Consider the following 23,425-nt stretch of genomic DNA (forward strand, 5'->3'; position numbering starts at 1 on the left):
GCAAAGATTTAAACAAAAATAACATCTATATTTGATACCTATAAATACCAATTTAATCAACGTTCAATAACCATGAGTTATCAATTAGAGCTTAGACATTTAAAATATTTCCAGGTACTTGCAGAAGAATTAAGGTTTAGAAAGGCTGCGGATAAGCTTTTTATATCTCAACCTGGATTGAGCAGGCAAATTAAGCAGATGGAAGAATTGCTGAATGTTGAGCTTTTTGATCGCACCAAGAAAAAGGTTGAACTGACCAGAGCTGGCATTTACTTAAAACAAGAAGTAGATCTTTTGTTCAGTCATGTAGAAAATATTAAAAAGGAACTCACAAATATTGAGGCTGGTAATCAAGGTGAACTTAGAATTGGCTTTTTAGGTTCTGCCGCACAAAAAATAATACCCGAATTAATTTTTAAGCTGAACAAAACACTCCCTGGTGTGAGAACGAATCTCGATGAAATGCCTAATAAACTGCAAATCGAGCTTTTGGATAAAGATATGATTGATTTGGGTTTCGTAAGAATTCACCAGTTCAAAACTGGAATTTCCAAGCACCTCATTCATCAGGATACATTTTCTTTGGTTCTTCCAAAACACCACCCAATGAATAAGGCCAGTTTTGAAGCCGTAAAAAAGATCGCTAACGAACCCTTTATTTTCTTTTCTAGTGATGATAGTCCTTTTTATTATGATTTGATTATGGGAATTTGCGAAGACCATGGCTTTCAACCTAAAACTTTCCATAAATCGGTAAATGCATTAACCATTTATAAATTAGTGGAAGAAGGACTGGGAATTGCCATTGTACCAACAGCACTACAATATGGTTATAAGGAAAATGTTAAGTTTGTAGAGCTTACCCACATTCCTCAACGAACAGAATTATATATGATTTGGAAAGACTCAAACCGAAATCCTGTTTTAAAAAATGTTTTGGATTTGTTCGTTAACAAAGGATAAGTTGTAATCATCATCTGTTTACCAGCGCTTTTCATATCTACACCTGCAATTTTAAAATTCTTATATTGCAACACTAATCATAATGAACCCTGCTAAAAACATCAATATTAAATCTATTGGTGCGTTTCTCTTAAAAAAAGAATGCATCGCTATCGTTTATCTCCTACTGGCAATTATAGCTGGCTGTAAGCAATATGTACACCATACTTTTAATAATTACCTCATTTTTAAATATGTTTACTGGCATACAATAGATTTTCAGAATTTATATAATAATTACCCTCAATATTTAGACAGCAACCATTACGGCCCGTTGTTTTCGGTTTTTATAGCGCCATTTGCGCTATTACCCGATGGATTAGGGATGGTACTCTGGAATGTCGCCAACATATCAATATTACTTTGGGGAATTTACAGTTTGCCAATATCCTTAAATAAACGGGCTGTTATCGCCTGGATTTGCGCTCACGAAACCTTAACAGCTTTATTTAGTTTTCAGTTTAATATCGCCTTAACTGGTGTTATCATACTCAGTTTTTCATACCTGTTAAAGAAAAAAGAAATCCAATCAGCATTTTTTATCGCCTTTGGCACCCTTGTTAAATTATATGGAATTGTAGGTCTGGCCTTCTTCTTTTTCACCAAAAACAAAGTGAAATTTATCATTTCAGGAATAATTGCCTTTACCGTTCTTTTCGCATTACCAATGGCAATTTCTTCTCCCGCCTTTATCATTCAATCTTATGGAGATTGGTATAACTCTTTAGTTCATAAAAATGATTTAAACGCTTCCTTAACTTCGTTTCAAGACATTTCAGTTATGGGCATGGCACGGAGGATTTCAGGCAATATTAACATGCCAAACGGGCCATTTTTAATAGGCGGATTATTGCTGTTTGCTTTACCTTATCTAAGAATTAAACAATATAAAAATCTTGCTTTTCGCTTAATGCTGCTGGCATCAACGTTAATTTTTACGGTAATTTTTAGTAGTGGATCAGAATCACCAACCTACATCATCGCATTTGCAGGTGTAGCCATTTGGTTTATCGTTCAGCAAAATCCAAAGCGACCTTGGGTAATTGCATTATTTGTATTTGCGTTATTGCTTACCAGCCTATCGCCAACAGATATTTTCCCAAAACCTGTTAAAGAATTTATTCGTCTATATTCACTCAAAGCTCTACCTTGCACCATCATTTGGCTAACTATTATCTATCAAATGATGAAACAAGATTTTGAATCTTATTTGATTTCCGATAAATGAAGAAATTAGTTTCCATCGTTATTCCTGCTTACAATGAAGCCGACAATGTTTTTGTAATTGCAGAAAGCATTAAAAGCGTATTTTCTAGCTTAAATTATAACTATGAAATTATTTTAGTAGATGATGGCAGCGCAGATCATACACTCGAAAAAATAAGAGCGTATGCAGCAACTACAGATAACGTATTTTTTCTCGAGTTTTCTAAAAACTTCGGCCATCAGTTAGCCGTAAAAGCAGGGATGGATCATGCCTATGGCGACTGTGTAATTTCTATGGATTGCGATATGCAACATCCACCTGAGTTGATTCCTGATATGCTAAAAAAATGGGAAGAAGGCTTTGAAGTGGTGTACACCATAAGAGCAGAAGATAAAAATTTATCAAAAGGTAAAAGAAGTTCATCCAGTTTATTTTACAAAACTTTAAACTGGTTATCCGATATCGAATTAGAACCAGGTGCGGCAGATTTTCGTTTACTGGATCAAAAGGTTGTTAATGTATTCCGTAATTTCCATGAGAACGAACCTTTTTTAAGGGGCCTCGTTAAATGGTTAGGTTTTAAACAGATTGCAATTCATTATAATCCTGCGGCCCGTTTTTCTGGCAAAAGCAAGTACACATTCAAAAAAATGGTTAATCTTGCCTTGCATGGCGTTACTTCTTTCAGTATCAAGCCATTGTACACAGCTGTTTATTTAGGCTTTATATTATCGATGGCATCGGTGCTTTATGTTCCGTATATTATTTATGCATTTGCTAATAATGTAGAAGTTTCGGGTTGGGCTTCTGTAATTATGACAATTGTTTTCTTTGGTGGATTACAATTAATCATTTTAGGCATTATTGGTATCTATGTAGGGAAAATGTTTATGCAATCTAAAAACCGACCAAATTATATTATTCGTTCAACAAATATTCCAGTTAGATAATGGTTCTTTTAAGTTTTGATATCGAAGAATTCGACATGCCTTTTGAGTATGGAAAGGACATCGCCTTTGCTGATCAGATTGCGATTTCCAGAGCAGGAACAATTGCTATTTTAGACTTATTAGATAAACACCAGGTTAAAGCAACATTTTTTTGCACCGTAACTTTCGCAGAAAACATTCCTGATTTAATTAAGCGAATTACAGAAACAGGCCATGAATTAGCTTCACATGGTTATTACCATTCTGATTTTAAACCAGAGCATCTTTTACAATCTAAACTTAAATTAGAAGAACTTTCTGGTAAGGAAATTACAGGTTACCGAATGGCCAGAATGATGCCTGTTGATGAGCAAGAAATTGAAAAAGCAGGCTATACTTACAACACCTCCATCAATCCAACTTATTTACCAGGCAGATACAACAACTTTAATATATCTCGAACCTTTTTCACAAAGGAAAATGTGCTTCAAATTCCAGCATCTGTTAGTCCATTAGTTCGATTCCCTTTATTTTGGTTATCGTTCCATAATCTACCCCTTAGCATTTATAAATTCTTAGTCAGCTGGACCTATAAAAAAGATCGATACCTTAACGTGTATTTTCACCCTTGGGAATTTACAGATTTAGATGATTTTGAACGTTTTGGCTTTCCTGCTTATGTGAGAAAAAACACTGGCGTTAAAATGATTCAAAGAATGGATAATTTAATCAGTTGGATGAAATCTAAAAATTATCCCTTTGGTACCTTTCAAAATTTTATTGAAACAATAACAGCAAAATAATTGCATCTAACACTTTAACTGAAAGCTACTTATAAGTTTCTGCAAGTTTTAGCGCATTGTAAGCATTTACAATGCCACCGCTTATACAAAGTTCACTAAAAGGTACTCGTACATTTTGCCCTTTGTCGTTTGTGTTTTTTACTTTGTGCAATACCTTGGTAACCGAATTAATTATAATTTCTCTAACCTGAGCAGGTTTTAATTGTGGATAATAGCTTAAAATTAAAGCCGCTAAACCCGAAACAACTGGAGAAGCCATACTTGTTCCATCCAACTCCTCGTATTGATTATTTGGAACCGTAGAATTAATCAAAAAGCCTGGCGCAAAAACATCTACATTATACTTCCCATAATTAGAAAATTCGGCTTTTAAGCTTTCATCATCCTTATAGGCGCTCGCCCCAACCTCTATCCAATTCGTTGCATGTGGAAGTTTGTATTTAGCAGAATCTAAAGGAACTGGTTTTACAACAGGCGTTCTATCCATACCTGGTCTCATCCCCATGCCATTTCCAGCCATTGGCTTTGGTGGTGTAAAATCAGCCAAAACTGGTTTTTTGTTGGCTATTTTATATGCTTCAGCTTCTGGACTATCGTAATATTTATTCGGGTAATTCTCCTCTACATCATTATTTTTTGCATCATTCCCTGCAGCGTGCACTAATAAAACATCTTTACTTTCGGCATACTTTATCGCCTCATCTACGGCTTTCTTATCCCATTTGTAAGCTTTACCAAAGCTCATATTTACTACTTTAGCACCATTATCAACTGCATAACGAATTCCATTTGCAACATCTTTATCGCGTTCATCACCCGTAGGCACAACTCTAATGGCCATAATGCTTACATGATTCGCTACGCCCATAATACCCAGGCTATTGCCCCGATTTGCACCAATTATGCCCGAAACATGTGTTCCGTGCTGTGCATCAGGGCCTTTTACATCATTATTTCCGTAATCTCGCTGCTTAGAATTGGCGTAATCATCCCCGACCAATTCAGCACGCATGTCATATTTGGGGTTCAGGTTATATTTCAGCATGGCATCATACTGCTTGTAACCGTCTTTAATATTCTTATAAAACTTTTCAAAACCCCCATCGTCTTTTGATCCTCTGAAAATGATCTTTTTTACCTGTTCCTCTTCTTCATCATCAGCTTTATAATTACTTATGTTTTCTAAAGTCGGAATCTCTACCTTATTTATTTTAGCTACAGAATCAATAACTTTTTTAATTTTTATCAATACGGAAAACGTTTGACTTGCATCATCATATTTTTTGCCGAAATCGCCAACCATTTTTTTATAAAGCCTAAACTCTTCTTTTTGTCCGCTATCCAGAGGGGTTAAATTTGTTGTAGACTGATATTTTGGTGTATAAATCCGAAGTAATCTTACAAGTTCGAGATTATCAAATTCTAAATTACCCTTCTTAGAACCAATGAAATTCCATCCATGAATATCATCTATGTAACCGTTACCATCATCGTCAATTCCGTTACCTGGAATCTCCTTTTTATTGGTCCACAAAACATCTTTTAAATCCTCATGATTGGTATCAACTCCACCATCGATTACCGCTACAATTATCTTTTGCTTAGGCTGCTTATCTTTAAGAATTTCGCGATATGCCTTATCTGTGCTAATGCCGAAAAAACCATTTTCAGCCAAGTCCAGATTAAACCAGTTAGCTGGCAGTTTAACGTTTTTATTTTGTGCAAAACTTGCGGTGTTTACACCTATTAAAAACGCAATTAAAACAATCTTTTTCAGGCCAATATTCATCATAGCAATATATACGTGGTACTACAATAATACGGTTTTATTGCCTTTGGCTTGAAAAATTTAGCATTTTTTAACAGACTGAAAAATTTACAAAACACAAAAGGGTTATCTCAAAATGAGATAACCCTTTTTATAATTAAAGCATGATAAATTAGTTACTATATCCAGGATTTTGTTGTCCTTTTAAAATCGGATTTGCATTTAACTCACTTTGTGGTAAAGGTAATACCAATTTATTGTCACCTGGCTGGAAATTCACAATTGCCCAGTGTCCGTTTCCTGCTGTTCTAACTACAGGAGTTTTGGTTCTGAGTAAATCGAAGAATTTAAATCCTTCGCCATAAAGTTCTTTACCTCTTTCAACCAAAATTTCGTTAATTAATGCCTGGCCAGTATTTGCTGATGGTGCTGTTGCCACGCCCGCTCTTTGTTGAATAGCCAGTAAAGCAGTTTTAGCTGCTGCTTCATTTGCTACGCCTTGTCTAGCTTCGGCTTCTGCCTCGATCAGATACATTTCAGAAGATCTGATGATCACTTGATTTTGCGCTGGAGTAGTAGAGAAATCGAATTTATTAATTAAAAATCCTTCCTGCCCTCTTCTTGCACCAATTACACCATTTACTTTAAATTGCTGTAAACGGATGTCGTTTGCTGCAAATGAATTAAAGAAGTTATCTGCAGCTCTGAAACTAGAATAACCAATATCGAAAGGATCATAAAACGAGTTTACGGTTAAAAACCCAGAGTTATCATCTGTTCTTGAATTTAAAGCATAAATCCATTCTGATGATGGGTTGATGTAACCCGTCAATAAAGATGCACCAGTTCCAAGTGGTTTACCCGCCCGAGCTAATTTTGCATATTTACTGGCATTTGGATAATCGCCCATGGTAAGATAAACCCTGGCCAAGAAGCCCTGAATAGCACCTTTAGTCATTCTATAAACACTTGTTTTTGTAGCTGGAATGTTTGCCTCCGCATATAAAAAGTCAGACAATATTTGAGCATAAACATCTTTAACCTTTGCTCTTCCAGATAAGGCATCGTTTGGACCAAGCGGCGCCAAAACTAAAGGTACACCTAAGGCTTCTGGATCTAGCGTATATGGCTTACCATACCATTGTACTAACCAAAAGTAAGCCTCTGCTCTTAGGGCTCTGGTTTCTGCCAAATAACCGCTTTTTTGAACATCAGTAAGCGCAGATGTAGGAATATTTAGTTCAAACTGATTTGCATTAGCAATTACCCTATAATTTGATGTCCAATAATCCAATGGCTCAGAAGAACTTGAGTTTTCGATAAATTGATAACCATTTATAAATCTGCTGTAATTCCCTGCTCCACTTACAATTAACACATCACCTCCCTTAACATCATTATTTAAAATCATGTTGTATTTAACAGAACCAGTAGAGAGATCATAAACCCCCGTAAGCGCTGCCGCAATTTTTTCAGGTGAAGAAAAGGCTTCCGCAGAGTTAATTGATGTTGTTGGTGTTACTTCTAAAAAGTCTTTTTTACATGCTCCCAAACTTGCAAGAAGAAGGATTGCACTATAAATTCCTATTTTATTAATCTTTTTCATAATATCTTATCTATATAATTAAAAACCAGCTGTTAAACCAATTGAAAAGGTTTTGATATTTGGAATATCATTGTTACTGGTTCCATCAATTGTTGATTCAGGATCGTACCCTTTGTGCTTGGCCAACGTAAACGGATTTTCGGCCATTACAAATAAGCGAGCAGTCGATAACATCACTTTATTAGCCCATTCTTTTTTCAAGGTATAACCAAGCGCAATATTCTTAACCCTCATGTAAGAACCATCATACAAAAATCTGCTGGAAGCACTATTCGATAAATCGGTATTTGATGTAGGTAAAAATCTAGGAATAGTTGAACTCGTGTTAGTAGCCGACCATGCGTTTAATACATCTCTTGACATTTGCTGTCCAGGTGTAATACCATTATGCATTAATGCTGCATATAACGCATCATAAACCTTTCCTCCTAAAGAGAAATAAGTATAAACGCTCAAATCAAAATCCTTATAGTTTAAAGTATTATTGAAACCACCATAGTATTTTGGAAGTGCCGAGCCTAAGCCAGAATATTGTTTCGCTTCTGCGTAAACTTTAGTTGTTACTTTATTTCCAGAAGCATCATCCTTATACCACATTGCTCTACCATCTGCCTGATCGATTCCTGCATATTCTCTCAAATACCACTGGTAACGATCTCCTCCGATTTTTATCAGCTTAGTTCCATCAACAACTTCATCCTGTGTTGAAGCAACAATTTTGTTTTTAATTTTAGTGATGTTAAAAGCGATGTTCCAGTTAAAATCTGTTGTTCTAATTGGCGATGCATTGATAGCAAGTTCAATCCCAGTATTGTTCATCTCAGCCAAATTGGTTGTTATAGAAGTAAAACCAGTAGTTCTTGATAAAGGTTTTGCAAACAATAAGCCATCAGATTTCTTCTGGAAGTAAGAAATTTCACCATTAATTCTGCGATTTAAAACCGAGAACTCTAAGCCAAATTCTGTTGTTTTTGATTTCTCCCAAGCCAATTCACTATTAGCAAGCTGACTATAAGCCATACCTGCAAGACCTTCGTAAGCATTAGCTAAAGAATATAAACCCTGCGCAGCATAGCGGCCAATATCATTGTTACCCGTAACACCATAACTCGCACGCAATTTTAAATCGTCAATGAAACGAACATCTTTCATGAAATTTTCTTGCTTAAGTCTCCATGCGCCACCAACTGACCAGAAGTTACCAAATTTATTATCTGGTCCGAAAGCCGAAAATCCATCTCTTCTAAAACTTCCCGAAAGGAAATATTTACCTTCGTAATCATAATTTGCTCTTGAAAAATAAGATTCAAATCGAGCTTCAGTATAAGAAGAAGATGCCGTTCCAGGCGTAGAAGCAGAAACCAGTTCGGTTTGTCCAGCGAAGCCATAGCCAGTAGCCATTGCGGTTATACCATCAAACTTATTACGATAAGCTTCCTGACCCACCAATACATCAAAATTATGTTTTCCAATGCTTTTATTATAGGTTAAAGTGTTAATGTAAGTTGTCGTAATATCTTCTTTTGAATAACGATAGCCTCTACCCTTAACTCCTACACCATTACCGTGTAATAAATTATAAAACTGGCTCTCTCTAACTGCTGAATAATCTAAACTAACTGTTGATTTAGCCGTAAATCCGTTAAGAAATTTTACCTGAGCAAAAGGTGTAGTTGTAATACGGGTAATTTTAGTTAAATAAGTATCTAATTCATTTAACCCAACTGGATTAAAATCAGGTGAAACTGGATTAACATAGCTATAGGTAGGATTACCGTTTGCATCCAAAACTGGGTTACCATTTGCATCTCTAACGTATAAAGAGTAAATGTTAGCAACGATATCACCAAATCTTACTGGATTTGCACCACCACCTGCACCAGGAGGCGTGTTCTGTGTTGAACTGGCTAGCGTATTATTGATACCGAATGAAAAGAATTTATTCACATCATTCGATAGGTTAAACTTCCCTGAATATCTTTTATAATCAGAACCAATTACGATACCTTTCTGATCGAAGTAACCACCAGAAACGTAATATTTAAGCTTCTCTGAACCACCACTAGCAGAAACATTCACGTCTTTAGTTTGCCCTCTTCTTAATACTTCATCTCTCCAGTTAGTATCATATAATAAAGATGCGCCAGGAGCTAAACCTCCACCAGCAACGAATGGATTTAATGTATTAAAAGGATTTACAGTCAATCTATTTCTTGTTAAGGTATTTGCTGCGATTGCAGCTGCATCAGGAGCTAATCCAGCAGCAATTCTCTGAGCATAATAGCTATCGAAATAAACCTTATAATATTCTTGTGCGTTTAAAACGTCGTGTTTTTCTACAGCTTGATAAGAGTAACCTCCAGTTATGCTAGCTGTAAATTTAGTTGCACCAGCTTTACCTTGCTTGGTCGTAATTAAAACAACACCATTCGCCGCACGAGATCCATAAATTGCAGATGCTGCTGCATCCTTAAGGATCGTTACCGATTCAATATCATTAGGGTTTAATGAAGATAAAACATCGGCAGTTTGTGCTACAGACGTTAGGTCTAACCCTGAAGAGGTAACAGCGATACCATCAATTACGTATAAGGGGGTTGAGCCTGCAGAGATCGATCCAACACCGCGAACCCTAACTTGGGTTGCGGCTCCAGGCTGACCAGAAACACTGGTAACCTGAACACCAGCTGCTGCACCTTGTAGCGACTTTTGAAATGAAGTATTCGGTCGATCTGCTAAAACTTTACCATTCACAACCGCTGCTGCACCTGTAAAGCTCTCTTTTTTTACCGTTCCATAAGCTACAACAATCACATCTTCCAAATCTTTGGTATCCGCAGACAAAGAAACATTGTAAGTAGATGCTCCAGTTATGGTTTGCTTTTGAGGAACAAATCCTAACGCAGAGAATTCGATTGCTGTAGCATTAGAAGAAATGTTGATGGTGAAGCTACCAGAAGCATTGGTCACAGTCCCCATTTTAAGGCCTGTCAATTTTACACTTACACCAGGAAGGGGAAGTCCGTCTTCTTTTGATGTAACCGTACCTGTCACTGTTCGATCTTGAGCCATTGCAGAAAATGCAAAAAACATCAAAACGAACAAACTTTGTAAAAGTTTTTTCATTAAATTTAAGTTTTAGGTTTAATTATAGTTAATAATCGCCTAATCTATACCATAATCACAGATAAAACAAATTTATAACCTAAAAAGTAACTAAAAATTGTAAATAAATATAACTAATAATACAGTTTTAGGATAAAAAAAACATAAAATCAATAAATAAATAGCAATCAATATAAATAAACATGAAATAATATATTTAATAATACCATAAAATTCATAAATAGACACTTTTACAACTCATAAAAGAATATTTATTGAGTATTGAGCAGGTTAATCTACCAAATAAAAAAACATAACCTTTTTCATTTAGAGAAATAGCGAAAGAAACTATCTTAGATAAAAGAATTAAAATATACCTCCAAAAAAAATGAACTGTTTATAATTTTAATAAAAACTATGATTTGTTTCCTTGTCATGTTTATGAGAAAAGCATATACTGCACGAATGCGTAGAGAAGTTTTGTTGGATAAACCATAATACTACCATCCCGGCATTATTAATAAAATACCATGTAGCTATTTGCTGAGTAATGTAACACAAATGAAAGTTCTCTGCATTCCGCTTTGTTTTTTTAGCCTTAATCTTTCCATGATGTTATTGATGAATATGCATTTATAAATGCTGAGGTAATCCGAGTAATCTCTATAATAACCCTTAAATAAAACTGTAAACCTTAGATACCCTTAGATGCCTTAGCTGGTAAATGAATATCCTTTCACCATCGTAGATTGATGTCTGGCTTAACCAACTTAAGCTTTAGTCTTTAAGCTTTTCAGCATAAATAATGGATCCGTTGAAATCCCAAGCATTCCATATTGGTCTTTTAACCTTACTCTATATTATTGATAAATTAAGCGTCTAACAATCTGCGCTCTTCCCAGTAATCTGAAGGAATTATATATAATAACCCTTAAATGAAACTGTAAACCTTAGATCTCCTTAGATTTCTTAGCTGATAAATTATTTCCTGTCACCCTCAACCACTTTGGTCTTTAAGCTTTGATCTTTAACCTTTCCGCTTTCAGCATAAATAAGGGAGCAATTGAAATCCCCAACCTGTAGTTTTATTCTCTTAGCATCTAACAATCTGCGGTCATCCGAGTAATCCCCTGAAATTATATTTAATAAGCCCTTAAATGAACCTGGATACCTTAGATTCCCTTAGATGTCTTCGATGGTGAAATTAATATCCTGTCACCATTGTCAGATTGAGGAATAGTATAATCATCTTGGTCTTTCCAGTTAGGCCTTTCATCCAACCGTTCTGTGATAATATTGATGAATTAACGATCTACCCTTAGATTCCCTTAGATGTCTTAGCTGGTGAAATTAATTTTCAGTTACTCTTAACCACTTTGGTCTTTTAGCTTTTTGCTTTAGTCTTTCCGCATTAAGCATCATAAAAAAACCTGTAAACAAAGAAAGCCTTGCAACAATTGTTACAAGGCTCTTCTTTTAAGATTTGGCACCGACCTACTCTCCCACGTGTTACCGCAGTACCATCGGCTCTGGTGGGCTTAACTTCTCTGTTCGGAATGGGAAGAGGTGGACACCACCGATATAGGCACCTAAATATTTTTATTTAAAGCTTAAAGGAGAAAGCTCAAAGCTTAAAGCCATTTGTATTTCGCTTTAATCTTTAGTTTCAGCTGTTCGCTTTATTAATATGATCATAATTTCAATTCTTCAGGCGTACTGTGTTTATTCAAATTACACATACCCTTGTATAAAACCAAGAAACCCTTGCAGTTGTTACTACAAGGGTTCTTTTATTAATCTGCTTTTAGCAGTTTAAGATTTGGCACCGACCTACTCTCCCACGTGTTACCGCAGTACCATCGGCTCTGGTGGGCTTAACTTCTCTGTTCGGAATGGGAAGAGGTGGACACCACCGATATAGGCACCTAAATGTTTTTAAATAAGTGTTACGTTTTAAGTATCAGGTTTTACGTTTTTGAACGTACCACCTACAACTTATAACCTACAACTTAAATGACATATTATTGAAAGAAGTTAAGTTTTGAAGAACAAACAACAGTATGTTGCTTTTGAAAGCTTCGGATGATTAGTACTACTCGACTATGCTGTCACCAGCTTTACATCTGTAGCCTATCAACGTAGTAGTCTTCTACGGTCCTATATGGAATTCTCATCTCGTGGCTAGTTTCGCACTTAGATGCTTTCAGCGCTTATCTATTCCCAGCGTAGCTACTCTGCAATGCCCCTGGCGGAACAACAGATTCACTAGAGGCTAGTCCAACCCGGTCCTCTCGTACTAAGGTCAGCCCCACTCAAAATTCCTACGCCCACAACAGATAGGGACCGAACTGTCTCGCGACGTTCTGAACCCAGCTCGCGTGCCACTTTAATCGGCGAACAGCCGAACCCTTGGGACCTTCTCCAGCCCCAGGATGTGACGAGCCGACATCGAGGTGCCAAACCTCCCCGTCGATATGAGCTCTTGGGGGAGATCAGCCTGTTATCCCCAGCGTACCTTTTATCCTTTGAGCGATGGCCCTTCCATGCAGAACCACCGGATCACTATATCCGTCTTTCGACCCTGATCGACTTGTCTGTCTCACAGTCAAGCAAGCTTATGCTATTGCACTCCTCATACGGTTACCAAGCGTATTGAGCTTACCTTTGAAAGCCTCCGTTACCTTTTTGGAGGCGACCACCCCAGTCAAACTACCCATCAAACAATGTCTCCCGCTTAGCGGGATTAGACACCGAATACAGAAAGGGTGGTATTTCAACGTTGGCTCCACGACGCCTAGCGACGCCGCTTCAAAGCCTCCCACCTATCCTACACATCCTGTATCCAATGTCAATGTTAAATTGTAGTGAAGGTGCATGGGGTCTTTCCGTCCCGTTGCGGGTACCCGGCGTCTTCACCGGGACCACAATTTCACCGAGCTCATGGCTGAGACAGCGCCCAGATCGTTACACCATTCGTGCAGGTCGGAACTTACCCGACAAGGAATTTCGCTACCTTAGGACCGTTATAGTTACGGCCGCCGTTTACTGGGGCTTCGATTCAATGCTTCTCCTTGCGGATGACATCCCCTCTTAACCTTCCAGCACCGGGCAGGTGTCAGGCCTTATACTTCATCTTTCGATTTTGCAAAGCCATGTGTTTTTGTTAAACAGTCGCCTGGGCCTTTTCACTGCGGCTGACATTACTGCCAGCGCCCCTTCTCCCGAAGTTACAGGGCCATTTTGCCGAGTTCCTTAGCCATGATTCACTCGAGCACCTTAGAATCCTCTTCCCGGATACCTGTGTCGGTTTGCGGTACGGGTTTTTATAACCTGAAGCTTAGCGGTTTTTCTTGGAAGTCTGTTTACCTGCTCTATCCACTCAACCGAAGTCTCGCGGTACTATTAGGTTTCAGCTAGGTCTGCGGATTTGCCTACAGTCCTAATACCTACGCCCTTTAACGATCTATTCCGTCAGATCGCGGCAGTGTCACTACTCCGTCCCCACATCGCAGTTATAAAAAGTACTGGAATATTAACCAGTTGTCCATCGAATATCCCCTTCGGGTTCTCCTTAGGACCCGACTAACCCTGATCCGATTAGCGTTGATCAGGAAACCTTATCCTTTCGGTGGGCGGGTTTCTCGCCCGCCTTATCGTTACTTATGCCTACATTTGCTTTTCTATACGCTCCAGCACCCATTACCAGATACCTTCGCTGCATATAGAATGCTCCCCTACCGATATATTTCAATCCCATAGCTTCGGTGATACACTTAATGCCCGTTTATTATCCATGCCCGATCGCTCGACTAGTGAGCTGTTACGCACTCTTTAAATGAATGGCTGCTTCCAAGCCAACATCCTAGCTGTCTGTGCAATCGGACCTCGTTAGTTCAACTTAGCGTACACTTAGGGACCTTAGCTGATGGTCTGGGTTCTTTCCCTCTCGGCCCGTGACCTTAGCACCCCGGGCCTCACTGCAGATCATATTATATAGCATTCGGAGTTTGTCTGGATTTGGTAGGATTTGACTCCCCCGCACCCAATCAGTAGCTCTACCTCTATATAACTTAATATCCACGCTGTTCCTAAAAACATTTCGGGGAGTACGAGCTATTTCCCAGTTTGATTAGCCTTTCACCCCTACCCACAGATCATCCGGAAACTTTTCAACGTTTATCGGTTCGGTCCTCCAGTACGTGTTACCGCACCTTCAACCTGTCCATGGGTAGATCACAAGGTTTCGCGTCTACCTCCTCTGACTATACGCCCTATTCAGACTCGCTTTCGCTTCGGATCCGTGTCTTAAACACTTAACCTTGCCAGAGAAGAGTAACTCGTAGGCTCATTATGCAAAAGGCACGCCGTCACGCCACCTGGACGCTCCGACCGCTTGTAAGTACACGGTTTCAGGTTCTATTTCACTCCCCTGTTCGGGGTTCTTTTCACCTTTCCCTCACGGTACTGGTTCACTATCGGTCTCTCAGGAGTATTTAGCCTTACCGGATGGTGCCGGCAGATTCCCACAAGGCGTCTCCGACCTCGCGGTACTCAGGATACTACTAGGCTAACATTCTATACGTGTACCGGGCTATCACCGTGTATCGCTGGGCTTCCCATCCCATTCCACTTCTGTTTGTTAATACCACATCGTAGTCCTACAACCCCCACTTTGCCGTAACAAAGTAGGTTTGGGCTCTTTCCCGTTCGCTCGCCACTACTTAGGAAATCATTATTATTTTCTCTTCCTCTGCTTACTTAGATGTTTCAGTTCGGCAGGTTTGCTCATTATATGTGACATGTCTTCAACATGCCGGGTTGCCCCATTCGGAAATCTTCGGATTAATTCCTATTTGCAAATACCCGAAGCTTATCGCAGCTTATCACGTCCTTCATCGCCTCTGAGAGCCAAGGCATCCCCCGTGTACTCTTTATTACTTTCTTCTACTTATACGCCTTTTGCGCCGTATAGTATGCTTTTTTGCTCTTGTTATGATGTCTCATACTTATCAGTCTCTTGCGATCCCTTTAAGTGAGCACAAACACAACAGTCGCCTATTGTTGTTTGCTCTTCTTTTTTAACTTCTTCCAATATGTCAAAGAACTTTACCAAGACCTAAGTAAAGGGTATAAGATTGCAGGTTTCATTGTCTGCGCTCAAGCCTTTAGCTTCATCTTGTTAGTAAAAAACTGCGGTCTCGAACCGTTTTATATAATATAGATTTATTATAAATGCCCCATGGCGTTTTCTTCTTTTCTTGTTATGTCAATGTAGTATACCGATCCCGGTAATACGGTGTTATCGTGGAGAATAACGGAGTCGAACCGTTGACCTCCTGCGTGCAAGGCAGGCGCTCTAGCCAGCTGAGCTAATCCCCCAAAGGATTTGATTTTGTAGTCCCGTCCAGATTTGAACTGGAGACCCCTACATTATCAGTGTAGTGCTCTAACCAGGCTGAGCTACGGGACTTCTTGTTAGGTTGCTTATAGTTGCGGGTTAGTATATTACCGCTACCGCTTCCTTTGCTTACCTAGCTGTCCGTGCCGATGTCTTTTTGGTTATTGGGACAACCGTCATTTCTTCTGGGTGTTTCTTTGTTTTCTTTTCGTTTTTTCGTTGGTTGGTTGTTTGGTTCTTTCGTAACCGGTGTATAGTATAAGAATAATATCTTTCAACTTTTAACCTTCAACGTATAACCTACAACTTACCACTTATAACTTTTTTACTTATTAGAGTATCATGTTGCGCAGCGAGTAGTCAACTCTGCTCCAGAAAGGAGGTATTCCAGCCGCACCTTCCGGTACGGCTACCTTGTTACGACTTAGCCCCAGTTATCGGTTTTACCCTAGGACGCTCCTTACGGTTACATACTTTAGGTACCCCCAACTTCCATGGCTTGACGGGCGGTGTGTACAAGGCCCGGGAACGTATTCACCGCGTCATTGCTGATACGCGATTACTAGCGAATCCAACTTCATGGGGTCGAGTTGCAGACCCCAATCCGAACTGTGAATGGCTTTGTGAGATTCGCATCATATTGCTATGTAGCTGCCCTCTGTACCATCCATTGTAGCACGTGTGTAGCCCCGGACGTAAGGGCCATGATGACTTGACGTCGTCCCCTCCTTCCTCTCTGTTTGCACAGGCAGTCTGTTTAGAGTCCCCATCATTACATGCTGGCAACTAAACATAGGGGTTGCGCTCGTTGCGGGACTTAACCCAACACCTCACGGCACGAGCTGACGACAGCCATGCAGCACCTAGTTTCGTGTGATTGCTCACTTATCTATCTCTAGATAATTCACTAACTTTCAAGCCCGGGTAAGGTTCCTCGCGTATCATCGAATTAAACCACATGCTCCTCCGCTTGTGCGGGCCCCCGTCAATTCCTTTGAGTTTCACTCTTGCGAGCGTACTCCCCAGGTGGAATACTTAACGCTTTCGCTTAGCCGCTAACTGTATATCGCTAACAGCGAGTATTCATCGTTTAGGGCGTGGACTACCAGGGTATCTAATCCTGTTTGATCCCCACGCTTTCGTGCCTCAGCGTCAATAAAACCATAGTAAGCTGCCTTCGCAATCGGTGTTCTGAGACATATCTATGCATTTCACCGCTACTTGTCTCATTCCGCCTACCTCTAGTTTATTCAAGCCCGTCAGTATCAAAGGCACTGCGATAGTTGAGCTACCGTCTTTCACCTCTGACTTAACAGGCCGCCTACGCACCCTTTAAACCCAATAAATCCGGATAACGCTTGGATCCTCCGTATTACCGCGGCTGCTGGCACGGAGTTAGCCGATCCTTATTCTTCTGGTACATTCAGCTTCTTACACGTAAAAAGGTTTATTCCCAGATAAAAGCAGTTTACAACCCATAGGGCCGTCTTCCTGCACGCGGCATGGCTGGTTCAGAGTTGCCTCCATTGACCAATATTCCTTACTGCTGCCTCCCGTAGGAGTCTGGTCCGTGTCTCAGTACCAGTGTGGGGGGTCATCCTCTCAGATCCCCTAGTCATCGTCGCCTTGGTGGGCCGTTACCCCGCCAACTAGCTAATGACACGCATGCCCATCTTAATCCTATAAATATTTGAACATTGAATAATGCTATTCTGTGTTTTTATGCGGTGTTAATCCGAATTTCTTCGGGCTATCCCCCTGATTAAGGTAGGTTGCATACGCGTTACGCACCCGTGCGCCACTTTCATATCCAGCAAGCTGGATAATCTCGTTCGACTTGCATGTATTAGGCCTGCCGCTAGCGTTCATCCTGAGCCAGGATCAAACTCTCCATTGTAAAATGTGTTGTAAGATTCTGACCAGTTTTAACTATTGTTAAAAATAGTCTTCTTTTTTTTAATTATGTCTGTCAGACATTGACTTTAAAATCAAGCTTCGGTACTCTGTACTTGAATCCGTACTTCATTACCCCGCTTGCGCTACATTGACATCTCTTTTAAGAACTTATTCGGCTCGGTACCTCGCGGCGGCCTTTTTATATATCTTCGGGTTTCAGTTTCTGCTGGTCTTATTCGTCCTGCATATGTTTCATCCGTTTCAATCTCGTTTTTTTTTATCTTCCCGACATCCGCCGTTCCGATCTTTTTGTTTTCCCTTCGTTTACGTTGGGAGTGCAAAGGTAGGAATCTTTTTTAAACTTCCAAATAAAATAATTTTTATTTTTTCGTTCGTTTTAAAGGTTAATCATTATCACTTATTTCTCTCGCTAACAACCCTTATTCCCAGTCTTTCATTTTTTCCCCTCTTCCTTCCGAAGCGGGATGCAAAGGTAATAATATTTAGCATTCCTGCAAAGCTTATTTTAAAATAATTTAAGCTTCTTTTCCTGCCCTACAATACCTCAAACATCTTTTCCCTTCCTTCCGAAGCGGGATGCAAAAGTAGAAAAATTATTCGCTCCAGCAAAGCCTGCCCCGCTTTTATTTGACACCACCACACTAACTCCATGAAGATCAATAAGAAAAAATGAAAACTTTTTTAAACCTGGGTTGTTTGGCAGGCCTGGATGGCGTTTTTGGCGGTTGGAAAACCAGGGCTCAGGAAGGTTTGTGCCCTGTTGTCTTAATTTTAACCAGCTAAGAAGTCTTAGAACATCTAAGTTGATGGCGGATTAGTTTGCACGTTGCGGTTTTTAGCCATATAGATAGATAGGACATTTATGTTAAAGGCGGATTAGTTTGCACATGGCGGGTTTTTAGCCATATAAATAGATAGGATATTTATGTTAAAGGCGGATTTAGTTATATGTCGCACAAATTTTAACCATCTAAGAACTCTTAGAACATCTAAGTTGATGGCGGATTAGTTTGCACGTTGCGGGTTTTAGCCATATAAATAGATAGGACATTTATGTTAAAGGCGGATTTAGTTATATGTTGCACGAATTTTAACCATCTGAGAAGTCTTAGAACATCTAAGTTGATGGCGGATTAGTTTGCACATGGCGGGTTTTTAGCCATATAAATAGATAGGATATTTATGTTAAAGGCGGATTTAGTTATATGTTGCACGAATTTTAACCATCTAAGAAGTCTTAGAACATCTAAGTTGATGGCGGATTAGTTTGCATGTTGCGGTTTTTAGCCATATAGATAGATAGGACATTTATGTTAAAGGCGGATTTAGTTATATGTCGCCCGAATTTAACCATCTAAGTAGTCTTAGAACATCTAAGTTGATGGCGGATTAGTTTGCATATTGCGGGTTTTTTAGCCATATAGGTAGATAGGACATATAGAAGGGTTACTAGTAATATATAGTGGATGTCAGATGTTGAAATTATTTTCTACAGATGTTACAAGGATTTGCTCCGCAGCAGTAATCGGGTAAATAACATCGATTAAAGGGGATTTCGAAGTTAATTAGTTGAGTGTTCTGAAATTGATGAGGGGGACAGGTGTATTTGGGCAAAGTTTCTTAGCTGACCAGGATTTTTTTTGGCTAGGGTTAACAGGGTGATAACAGGGTGTAAACTCGGTCAGGACTCGGTTACAACAGGGTGCGTAACCCTGTATAAAGCCTGTATTTACCCTGGCTAAATCCTGATGACAAATGGGGAATTATCCGCGAAGGTTTTAAATGGCCAATAAGAGTGGTAACGGGGTTGGAGCCAAGAGATTTTTTGGCTAATTATTATAACATAAGTTATCAGAATACTTTTTTTGATATAATAAGAATTGCAGGATCTGCAACCGTGCAACCTGGCCTTTGAAATACCAGCCAGAATGAATTAAACCCGACCCTAATGGAAACCCGCAGGTTGAAGTAACGATGAGATCGGCACACACCATAACCGAGGATTTGGAATGGAGGGCGGGACGTACTTTAATATGAGCGATGGAACGTGATTTACTAAAATTTAATACTGACCTGTACTTAAAAGGACTAAAGTACAAGCTCGCATAGGCTCAATATTATGCTGATCTAATAATTTTTCGAGTTCATAATTTTCTGTACCTGGGTTGAAAATAACGCGTTTCGGCTTGGTATCCAGAATGTAATCGTGATACTGTGCCTGCAGTGCTGGTCCGATATAGAGTGTAACCGTATCAATGTCGTCGTGAATTGTTCCTGGCTTCTCGATTTCTACGCCTGCAACTTCGCCGCGTTTGATGCCCACATTAACAATTTCGTGCTTGAAACGGGTTAACATGTGTGCGGCTTTGTACGAATATCTTGAGGGATCTGGCGAAGCGCCTATAATTAATGTCTTTTTCATGGTGTTTAAAATTTGGAAAGTAATGCGATTTGTCCGGAATGATAGGCATGGTGTTGTACCAAACCATTTACCAGTTCGATATTGGTTATACCTGTACCTAAAGCAAGGTTTCTTTCATCTTTAATTGTATTTTCCCACTCATCGCCTCTTATTGATTCGCAAATCCGAATTAGCTCTTCGTTTGCGATTTTAAAATCGAATATAATTTTCTCCCAGGCCCTGGCCGTCTGCTCCCCTGGTTTCGGCCAATCGCCCAATTCTGGTTCCGCAGCAGCATTACCAGTTAGTCTGGAAGATATTTCCTCCGTCCAGGACGTTAAATGCAGCGCAATTTCGGCAATGCTATGGGCATTTGGGATAAAATGTTCGAAAGCATTTTCGGGCTTAACGTTATTAAAGGTTTGCATTACATGATTGCCATGCCACGCATCACCGTTAAAAGCTTTTTTGATCTCGTTTGTAATACTAAACATATTCAAACAACAAACTCAGCGCTTATAATGTTTGTTATTTTGCGTTAAGGATTGCATTTGCACAGTTAATTCCATCGATAGCGGCCGAAACAATTCCGCCTGCATACCCTGCTCCTTCCGCACATGGATACAATCCACGCACCTGAGGGTGCTGGTAAGTTTCTTTATCTCTCGGAATGCGTACGGGCGACGAGGTTCTGCTTTCTACACCCACTAATATGGCCTCGTTTGTATAATAACCTTTTATCTTTTTGCCAAATAAGGGCAGCGCTGATTTTAAACTTTGGGATACAAATTCTGGTAAAATATTATCGAGCATTACACTTTTTGTTCCTGGCAAGTAAGAATTCTTTGGCAAATCGATCGAAAGTTTGTTGTTCACAAAATCCATCATTCGTTGTGCGGGTGCAACTAAATTACCGCCGCCAGCTTCGAAAGCTAGTTTTTCTATTTGAGACTGAAAGTTCAGCATCCGTAGCGGATCATAACCCTGAACATCATCTAAAGTAACCTGAACCACTGTACCTGAATTGGCAAAGGGATTATTTCTTTTGGAAGGCGACCAGCCATTAACTACAATTTCGTTTTCGCCTGTTGCGCATGGTGCGATAATACCGCCTGGGCACATGCAAAATGAGAACACACCTCTTGCACCTACCTGCTCAACCAAACTGTAATAAGCTGGGGGTAAAAATTCGGAACGGGTATCGCAATGGTATTGTGCGGTATCGATAATTTCTTGCGGATGTTCTATCCGAACGCCTAAGGCGAAGGGTTTGGCTTCGATTAAAATATTTTTGTGATGGAGTAATTCGTATACATCTCTTGCGGAATGACCTGTTGCCAGTATAATATCATCTGCGTACAATTTATCTTCGAAATTAATTTCGATGCCTTTTACTTTGCCAAACTCGATTAAAATATCGGTCATCTGGCTATCAAACATCACTTCACCACCAGCATTTAATATGGTATCTTTTATGGAGGTAATGATGTGCGGAAGTTTATTGGTACCAATATGCGGACGGGCATCAATCGCAATATCGGGTTCGGCCCCATGGTTTACAAAAACCTGGAGTACTTTATTAATATCACCACGTTTATTAGATCGTGTATATAATTTCCCATCGGAATAGGTTCCTGCTCCACCTTCACCGTAACAATAGTTGGATTCGGTATTCACAAGTCCTTGCTTATTTATAGCGGCTAAATCGCGGCGACGTTGTTTTACATCTTTACCGCGTTCGATAATAATTGGCTTTAAACCATTTTCGATGCATTGCAAAGCGGCAAATAATCCTGCTGGCCCAGCACCGATAATAATTACAGGTTTGCCATTACTGACATTTTGATAGTTTATGGTGTGAACTTCGACAACTAGTTCTTCATCAATAAAAACTTTTATTAGCACACGGTATATTACCTTTCTGGAACGGGCATCAATAGAACGTTTTAAAATTTCGTAGCCTTTAATATGGTTCTGTGGCAGTTTTAAACCATCAGCTAACTTTTGATTGATGATTTCAGTTTGCTCGACCTCGTGTGGGAGCAGTGTAATTTCGATATCTTTTTGCATAATCTGTCAGGTTTTTATCCCGAATTGTAACAAAGGTACAGATTTTGCAATCTTATTAGTAAATTGACCTTAATTCAATTTGATTACATAAAACAAAAACCATAAAAATGAAAAGATTAGTATTTGGAATTTTAGCTGCTGTAATTGCAGTTAGCACTTTAAGTTCATGCGGGTACAATAGCATGGTTAAACTTGATGAGAATGTAAAATCTAAATGGGGAACCGTGCAAACCCAATATCAAAGAAGGGCAGATTTAATTCCAAACTTAGTGAGCACAGTAAAAGGTGCGGCTAAATTTGAGCAGGGTACTTTAACTGCAGTTGTGGAGGCTCGTGCTAAAGCAACTCAAATGACGGTTAAAGCGGATGATTTAACACCAGAGAACATTCAAAAATATCAGGCTGCACAAGGTCAGTTAAGTCAGGCATTGGGTAAATTGTTATCCATTACCGAAGCTTATCCAGAATTGAGAGCAACTCAACAATTCAGCGATTTATCGGCACAATTGGAAAGTACTGAAAACCGTATTACGGTTGCCCGTAAAGATTTTAACGATGCGGTACAGGAATATAATGGCAAAATCAGATCGTTTCCGAATAACTTGACGGCTGGCATGTTCGGCTTTAAGGCTAAAGGTTATTTCGAAGCCGATGCTACAGCCAAAGATGCGCCTAAAGTAGAATTTTAATATTCTGACTATAACATTTGAGGGTAATAGATGTTTATTCAGTTGAACATTTGTTACCCTTTTTACATCATTTTAGAATAAAAACATGTCGTTATTTTCGGATATTGAACAAGAAAAAATTGCCAAGGCAATTGCAGATGCAGAGCAAGCAACTTCAGGAGAAATCAGAATTGCTATAGATAAACGTTGCGAATCAGACCCATACGAAAAAGCTATTGAATACTTTTCCAAGTTAGATATGGATAAGACGGCTCAACGAAATGGGGTGTTAATTTATTTGGCTCACGCCGACCATAAATTTGCCATTATCGGCGATAGCGGGATTAATAAAGTTGTTCCTGCTGATTTTTGGGAAACAACTAAAGTGGCCATGACAGCGCATTTTGCCAAAGGTAATCTGGCAGATGGTATTATTGCAGGTGTTTCTTTAGCTGGCGAAAAGTTAGCTTTATTTTTTCCTTATCAACCAGGAGATATAAATGAATTGCCAAATGACATTGTATATATGGATCATAAAGAAAATTAATAAC

At 39.3% G+C, this 23,425-nt stretch carries 12 protein-coding genes, 2 tRNA genes and 4 rRNA genes; 6 read left to right on the forward strand and 12 right to left on the reverse strand.

Annotation, left to right across the window (positions count from 1 at the left end; genetic code table 11):
* Window positions 1-72: 72 nt before the first annotated feature.
* The 4 genes from ACZZZI_RS07515 (at window position 73) to ACZZZI_RS07530 (ending at window position 3,941) form a co-directional block, all read left to right on the forward strand.
* The gene (locus ACZZZI_RS07515) at window positions 73-963 is read left to right on the forward strand and encodes a LysR family transcriptional regulator (RefSeq protein ID WP_344765434.1); all 891 of its coding nucleotides are present in this window, start codon (window positions 73-75) and stop codon (window positions 961-963) included.
* 82 nt (window positions 964-1,045) lie between these two features.
* Window positions 1,046-2,230 carry a glycosyltransferase family 87 protein gene (locus tag ACZZZI_RS07520; protein WP_463489069.1) on the forward strand — a complete coding sequence of 395 codons (1,185 nt, stop codon included), beginning with the start codon at window positions 1,046-1,048 and terminating at the stop codon, window positions 2,228-2,230.
* Window positions 2,227-3,159: a glycosyltransferase family 2 protein gene (locus tag ACZZZI_RS07525; protein WP_463489070.1), complete on the forward strand. Its 933-nt coding sequence runs from the start codon at window positions 2,227-2,229 to the stop codon at window positions 3,157-3,159. The genes ACZZZI_RS07520 and ACZZZI_RS07525 overlap by 4 nt, the downstream gene beginning before the upstream one ends.
* Window positions 3,159-3,941: a polysaccharide deacetylase family protein gene (locus ACZZZI_RS07530; RefSeq protein ID WP_463489071.1), complete on the forward strand. Its 783-nt coding sequence runs from the start codon at window positions 3,159-3,161 to the stop codon at window positions 3,939-3,941. The genes ACZZZI_RS07525 and ACZZZI_RS07530 overlap by 1 nt, the downstream gene beginning before the upstream one ends.
* Window positions 3,942-3,966: 25 nt before the next feature.
* Here ACZZZI_RS07530 and ACZZZI_RS07535 read toward each other — a convergent pair whose 3' ends face one another.
* The 12 genes from ACZZZI_RS07535 to ACZZZI_RS07590 form a co-directional block, all read right to left on the reverse strand.
* Window positions 3,967-5,733: a S8 family peptidase gene (locus tag ACZZZI_RS07535; RefSeq protein WP_463489072.1), complete on the reverse strand. Its 1,767-nt coding sequence runs from the start codon at window positions 5,731-5,733 to the stop codon at window positions 3,967-3,969.
* 148 nt (window positions 5,734-5,881) lie between these two features.
* A complete protein-coding gene (locus ACZZZI_RS07540) occupies window positions 5,882-7,315 on the reverse strand; it encodes a RagB/SusD family nutrient uptake outer membrane protein (RefSeq protein WP_316762479.1) in 1,434 nt (477 codons plus the stop codon).
* A gap of 18 nt (window positions 7,316-7,333) precedes the next feature.
* Complete coding sequence (locus tag ACZZZI_RS07545) at window positions 7,334-10,441, reverse strand: SusC/RagA family TonB-linked outer membrane protein (RefSeq protein ID WP_463489073.1); 3,108 nt, start codon at window positions 10,439-10,441, stop codon at window positions 7,334-7,336.
* A gap of 1,460 nt (window positions 10,442-11,901) precedes the next feature.
* Window positions 11,902-12,013, reverse strand: a 5S ribosomal RNA gene (rrf, locus tag ACZZZI_RS07550).
* 224 nt (window positions 12,014-12,237) lie between these two features.
* Window positions 12,238-12,349, reverse strand: a 5S ribosomal RNA gene (gene rrf / locus ACZZZI_RS07555).
* A 138-nt stretch (window positions 12,350-12,487) separates the two neighbouring features.
* Window positions 12,488-15,364 (reverse strand): 23S ribosomal RNA (locus tag ACZZZI_RS07560).
* A gap of 361 nt (window positions 15,365-15,725) precedes the next feature.
* Window positions 15,726-15,799: transfer RNA gene (locus ACZZZI_RS07565), tRNA-Ala, on the reverse strand.
* 16 nt (window positions 15,800-15,815) lie between these two features.
* A tRNA-Ile gene (locus ACZZZI_RS07570) sits at window positions 15,816-15,890 on the reverse strand.
* A 303-nt stretch (window positions 15,891-16,193) separates the two neighbouring features.
* Window positions 16,194-17,715: ribosomal RNA gene (locus tag ACZZZI_RS07575) — 16S ribosomal RNA — on the reverse strand.
* The 16S, 23S and 5S rRNA genes sit together here with 2 tRNA genes alongside, the layout of an rRNA operon.
* A 2,082-nt stretch (window positions 17,716-19,797) precedes the next feature.
* Complete coding sequence (locus ACZZZI_RS07580; RefSeq protein WP_316762504.1) at window positions 19,798-20,157, reverse strand: CoA-binding protein; 360 nt, start codon at window positions 20,155-20,157, stop codon at window positions 19,798-19,800.
* A gap of 5 nt (window positions 20,158-20,162) precedes the next feature.
* Window positions 20,163-20,630, reverse strand: coding sequence for a DinB family protein (locus ACZZZI_RS07585; RefSeq protein WP_463489074.1), 468 nt, complete (start codon window positions 20,628-20,630; stop codon window positions 20,163-20,165).
* Between the two features lie 34 nt (window positions 20,631-20,664).
* On the reverse strand, window positions 20,665-22,206 hold the full coding sequence (locus ACZZZI_RS07590; RefSeq protein ID WP_463489075.1) for an NAD(P)/FAD-dependent oxidoreductase: 1,542 nt from the start codon (window positions 22,204-22,206) through the stop codon (window positions 20,665-20,667).
* Window positions 22,207-22,313: 107 nt separating this feature from the next.
* Here ACZZZI_RS07590 and ACZZZI_RS07595 point away from each other — a divergent pair, with 107 nt between their 5' ends.
* The gene (locus tag ACZZZI_RS07595) at window positions 22,314-22,895 is read left to right on the forward strand and encodes a LemA family protein (protein ID WP_316762513.1); all 582 of its coding nucleotides are present in this window, start codon (window positions 22,314-22,316) and stop codon (window positions 22,893-22,895) included.
* Window positions 22,896-22,980: 85 nt separating this feature from the next.
* Window positions 22,981-23,421 carry a TPM domain-containing protein gene (locus ACZZZI_RS07600; protein ID WP_316762516.1) on the forward strand — a complete coding sequence of 147 codons (441 nt, stop codon included), beginning with the start codon at window positions 22,981-22,983 and terminating at the stop codon, window positions 23,419-23,421.
* The last annotated feature ends 4 nt before the right edge of the window (window positions 23,422-23,425 follow it).

It is taken from the genome of Pedobacter sp. AC190 (assembly GCF_979258025.1).

Excerpts from the sequence above, each read along its gene's own strand:
- ACZZZI_RS07515 (WP_344765434.1), top strand. The coding sequence starts at position 73 with ATGAGTTATCAATTAGAGCTTAGACATTTAAAATATTTCCAGGTACTT.
- ACZZZI_RS07520 (WP_463489069.1), top strand. The coding sequence starts at position 1,046 with ATGAACCCTGCTAAAAACATCAATATTAAATCTATTGGTGCGTTTCTC.
- ACZZZI_RS07525 (WP_463489070.1), top strand. The coding sequence starts at position 2,227 with ATGAAGAAATTAGTTTCCATCGTTATTCCTGCTTACAATGAAGCCGAC.
- ACZZZI_RS07530 (WP_463489071.1), top strand. The coding sequence starts at position 3,159 with ATGGTTCTTTTAAGTTTTGATATCGAAGAATTCGACATGCCTTTTGAG.
- ACZZZI_RS07535 (WP_463489072.1), bottom strand. The coding sequence starts at position 5,733 with ATGATGAATATTGGCCTGAAAAAGATTGTTTTAATTGCGTTTTTAATA.
- ACZZZI_RS07540 (WP_316762479.1), bottom strand. The coding sequence starts at position 7,315 with ATGAAAAAGATTAATAAAATAGGAATTTATAGTGCAATCCTTCTTCTT.
- ACZZZI_RS07545 (WP_463489073.1), bottom strand. The coding sequence starts at position 10,441 with ATGAAAAAACTTTTACAAAGTTTGTTCGTTTTGATGTTTTTTGCATTT.
- ACZZZI_RS07580 (WP_316762504.1), bottom strand. The coding sequence starts at position 20,157 with ATGAAAAAGACATTAATTATAGGCGCTTCGCCAGATCCCTCAAGATAT.
- ACZZZI_RS07585 (WP_463489074.1), bottom strand. The coding sequence starts at position 20,630 with ATGTTTAGTATTACAAACGAGATCAAAAAAGCTTTTAACGGTGATGCG.
- ACZZZI_RS07590 (WP_463489075.1), bottom strand. The coding sequence starts at position 22,206 with ATGCAAAAAGATATCGAAATTACACTGCTCCCACACGAGGTCGAGCAA.
- ACZZZI_RS07595 (WP_316762513.1), top strand. The coding sequence starts at position 22,314 with ATGAAAAGATTAGTATTTGGAATTTTAGCTGCTGTAATTGCAGTTAGC.
- ACZZZI_RS07600 (WP_316762516.1), top strand. The coding sequence starts at position 22,981 with ATGTCGTTATTTTCGGATATTGAACAAGAAAAAATTGCCAAGGCAATT.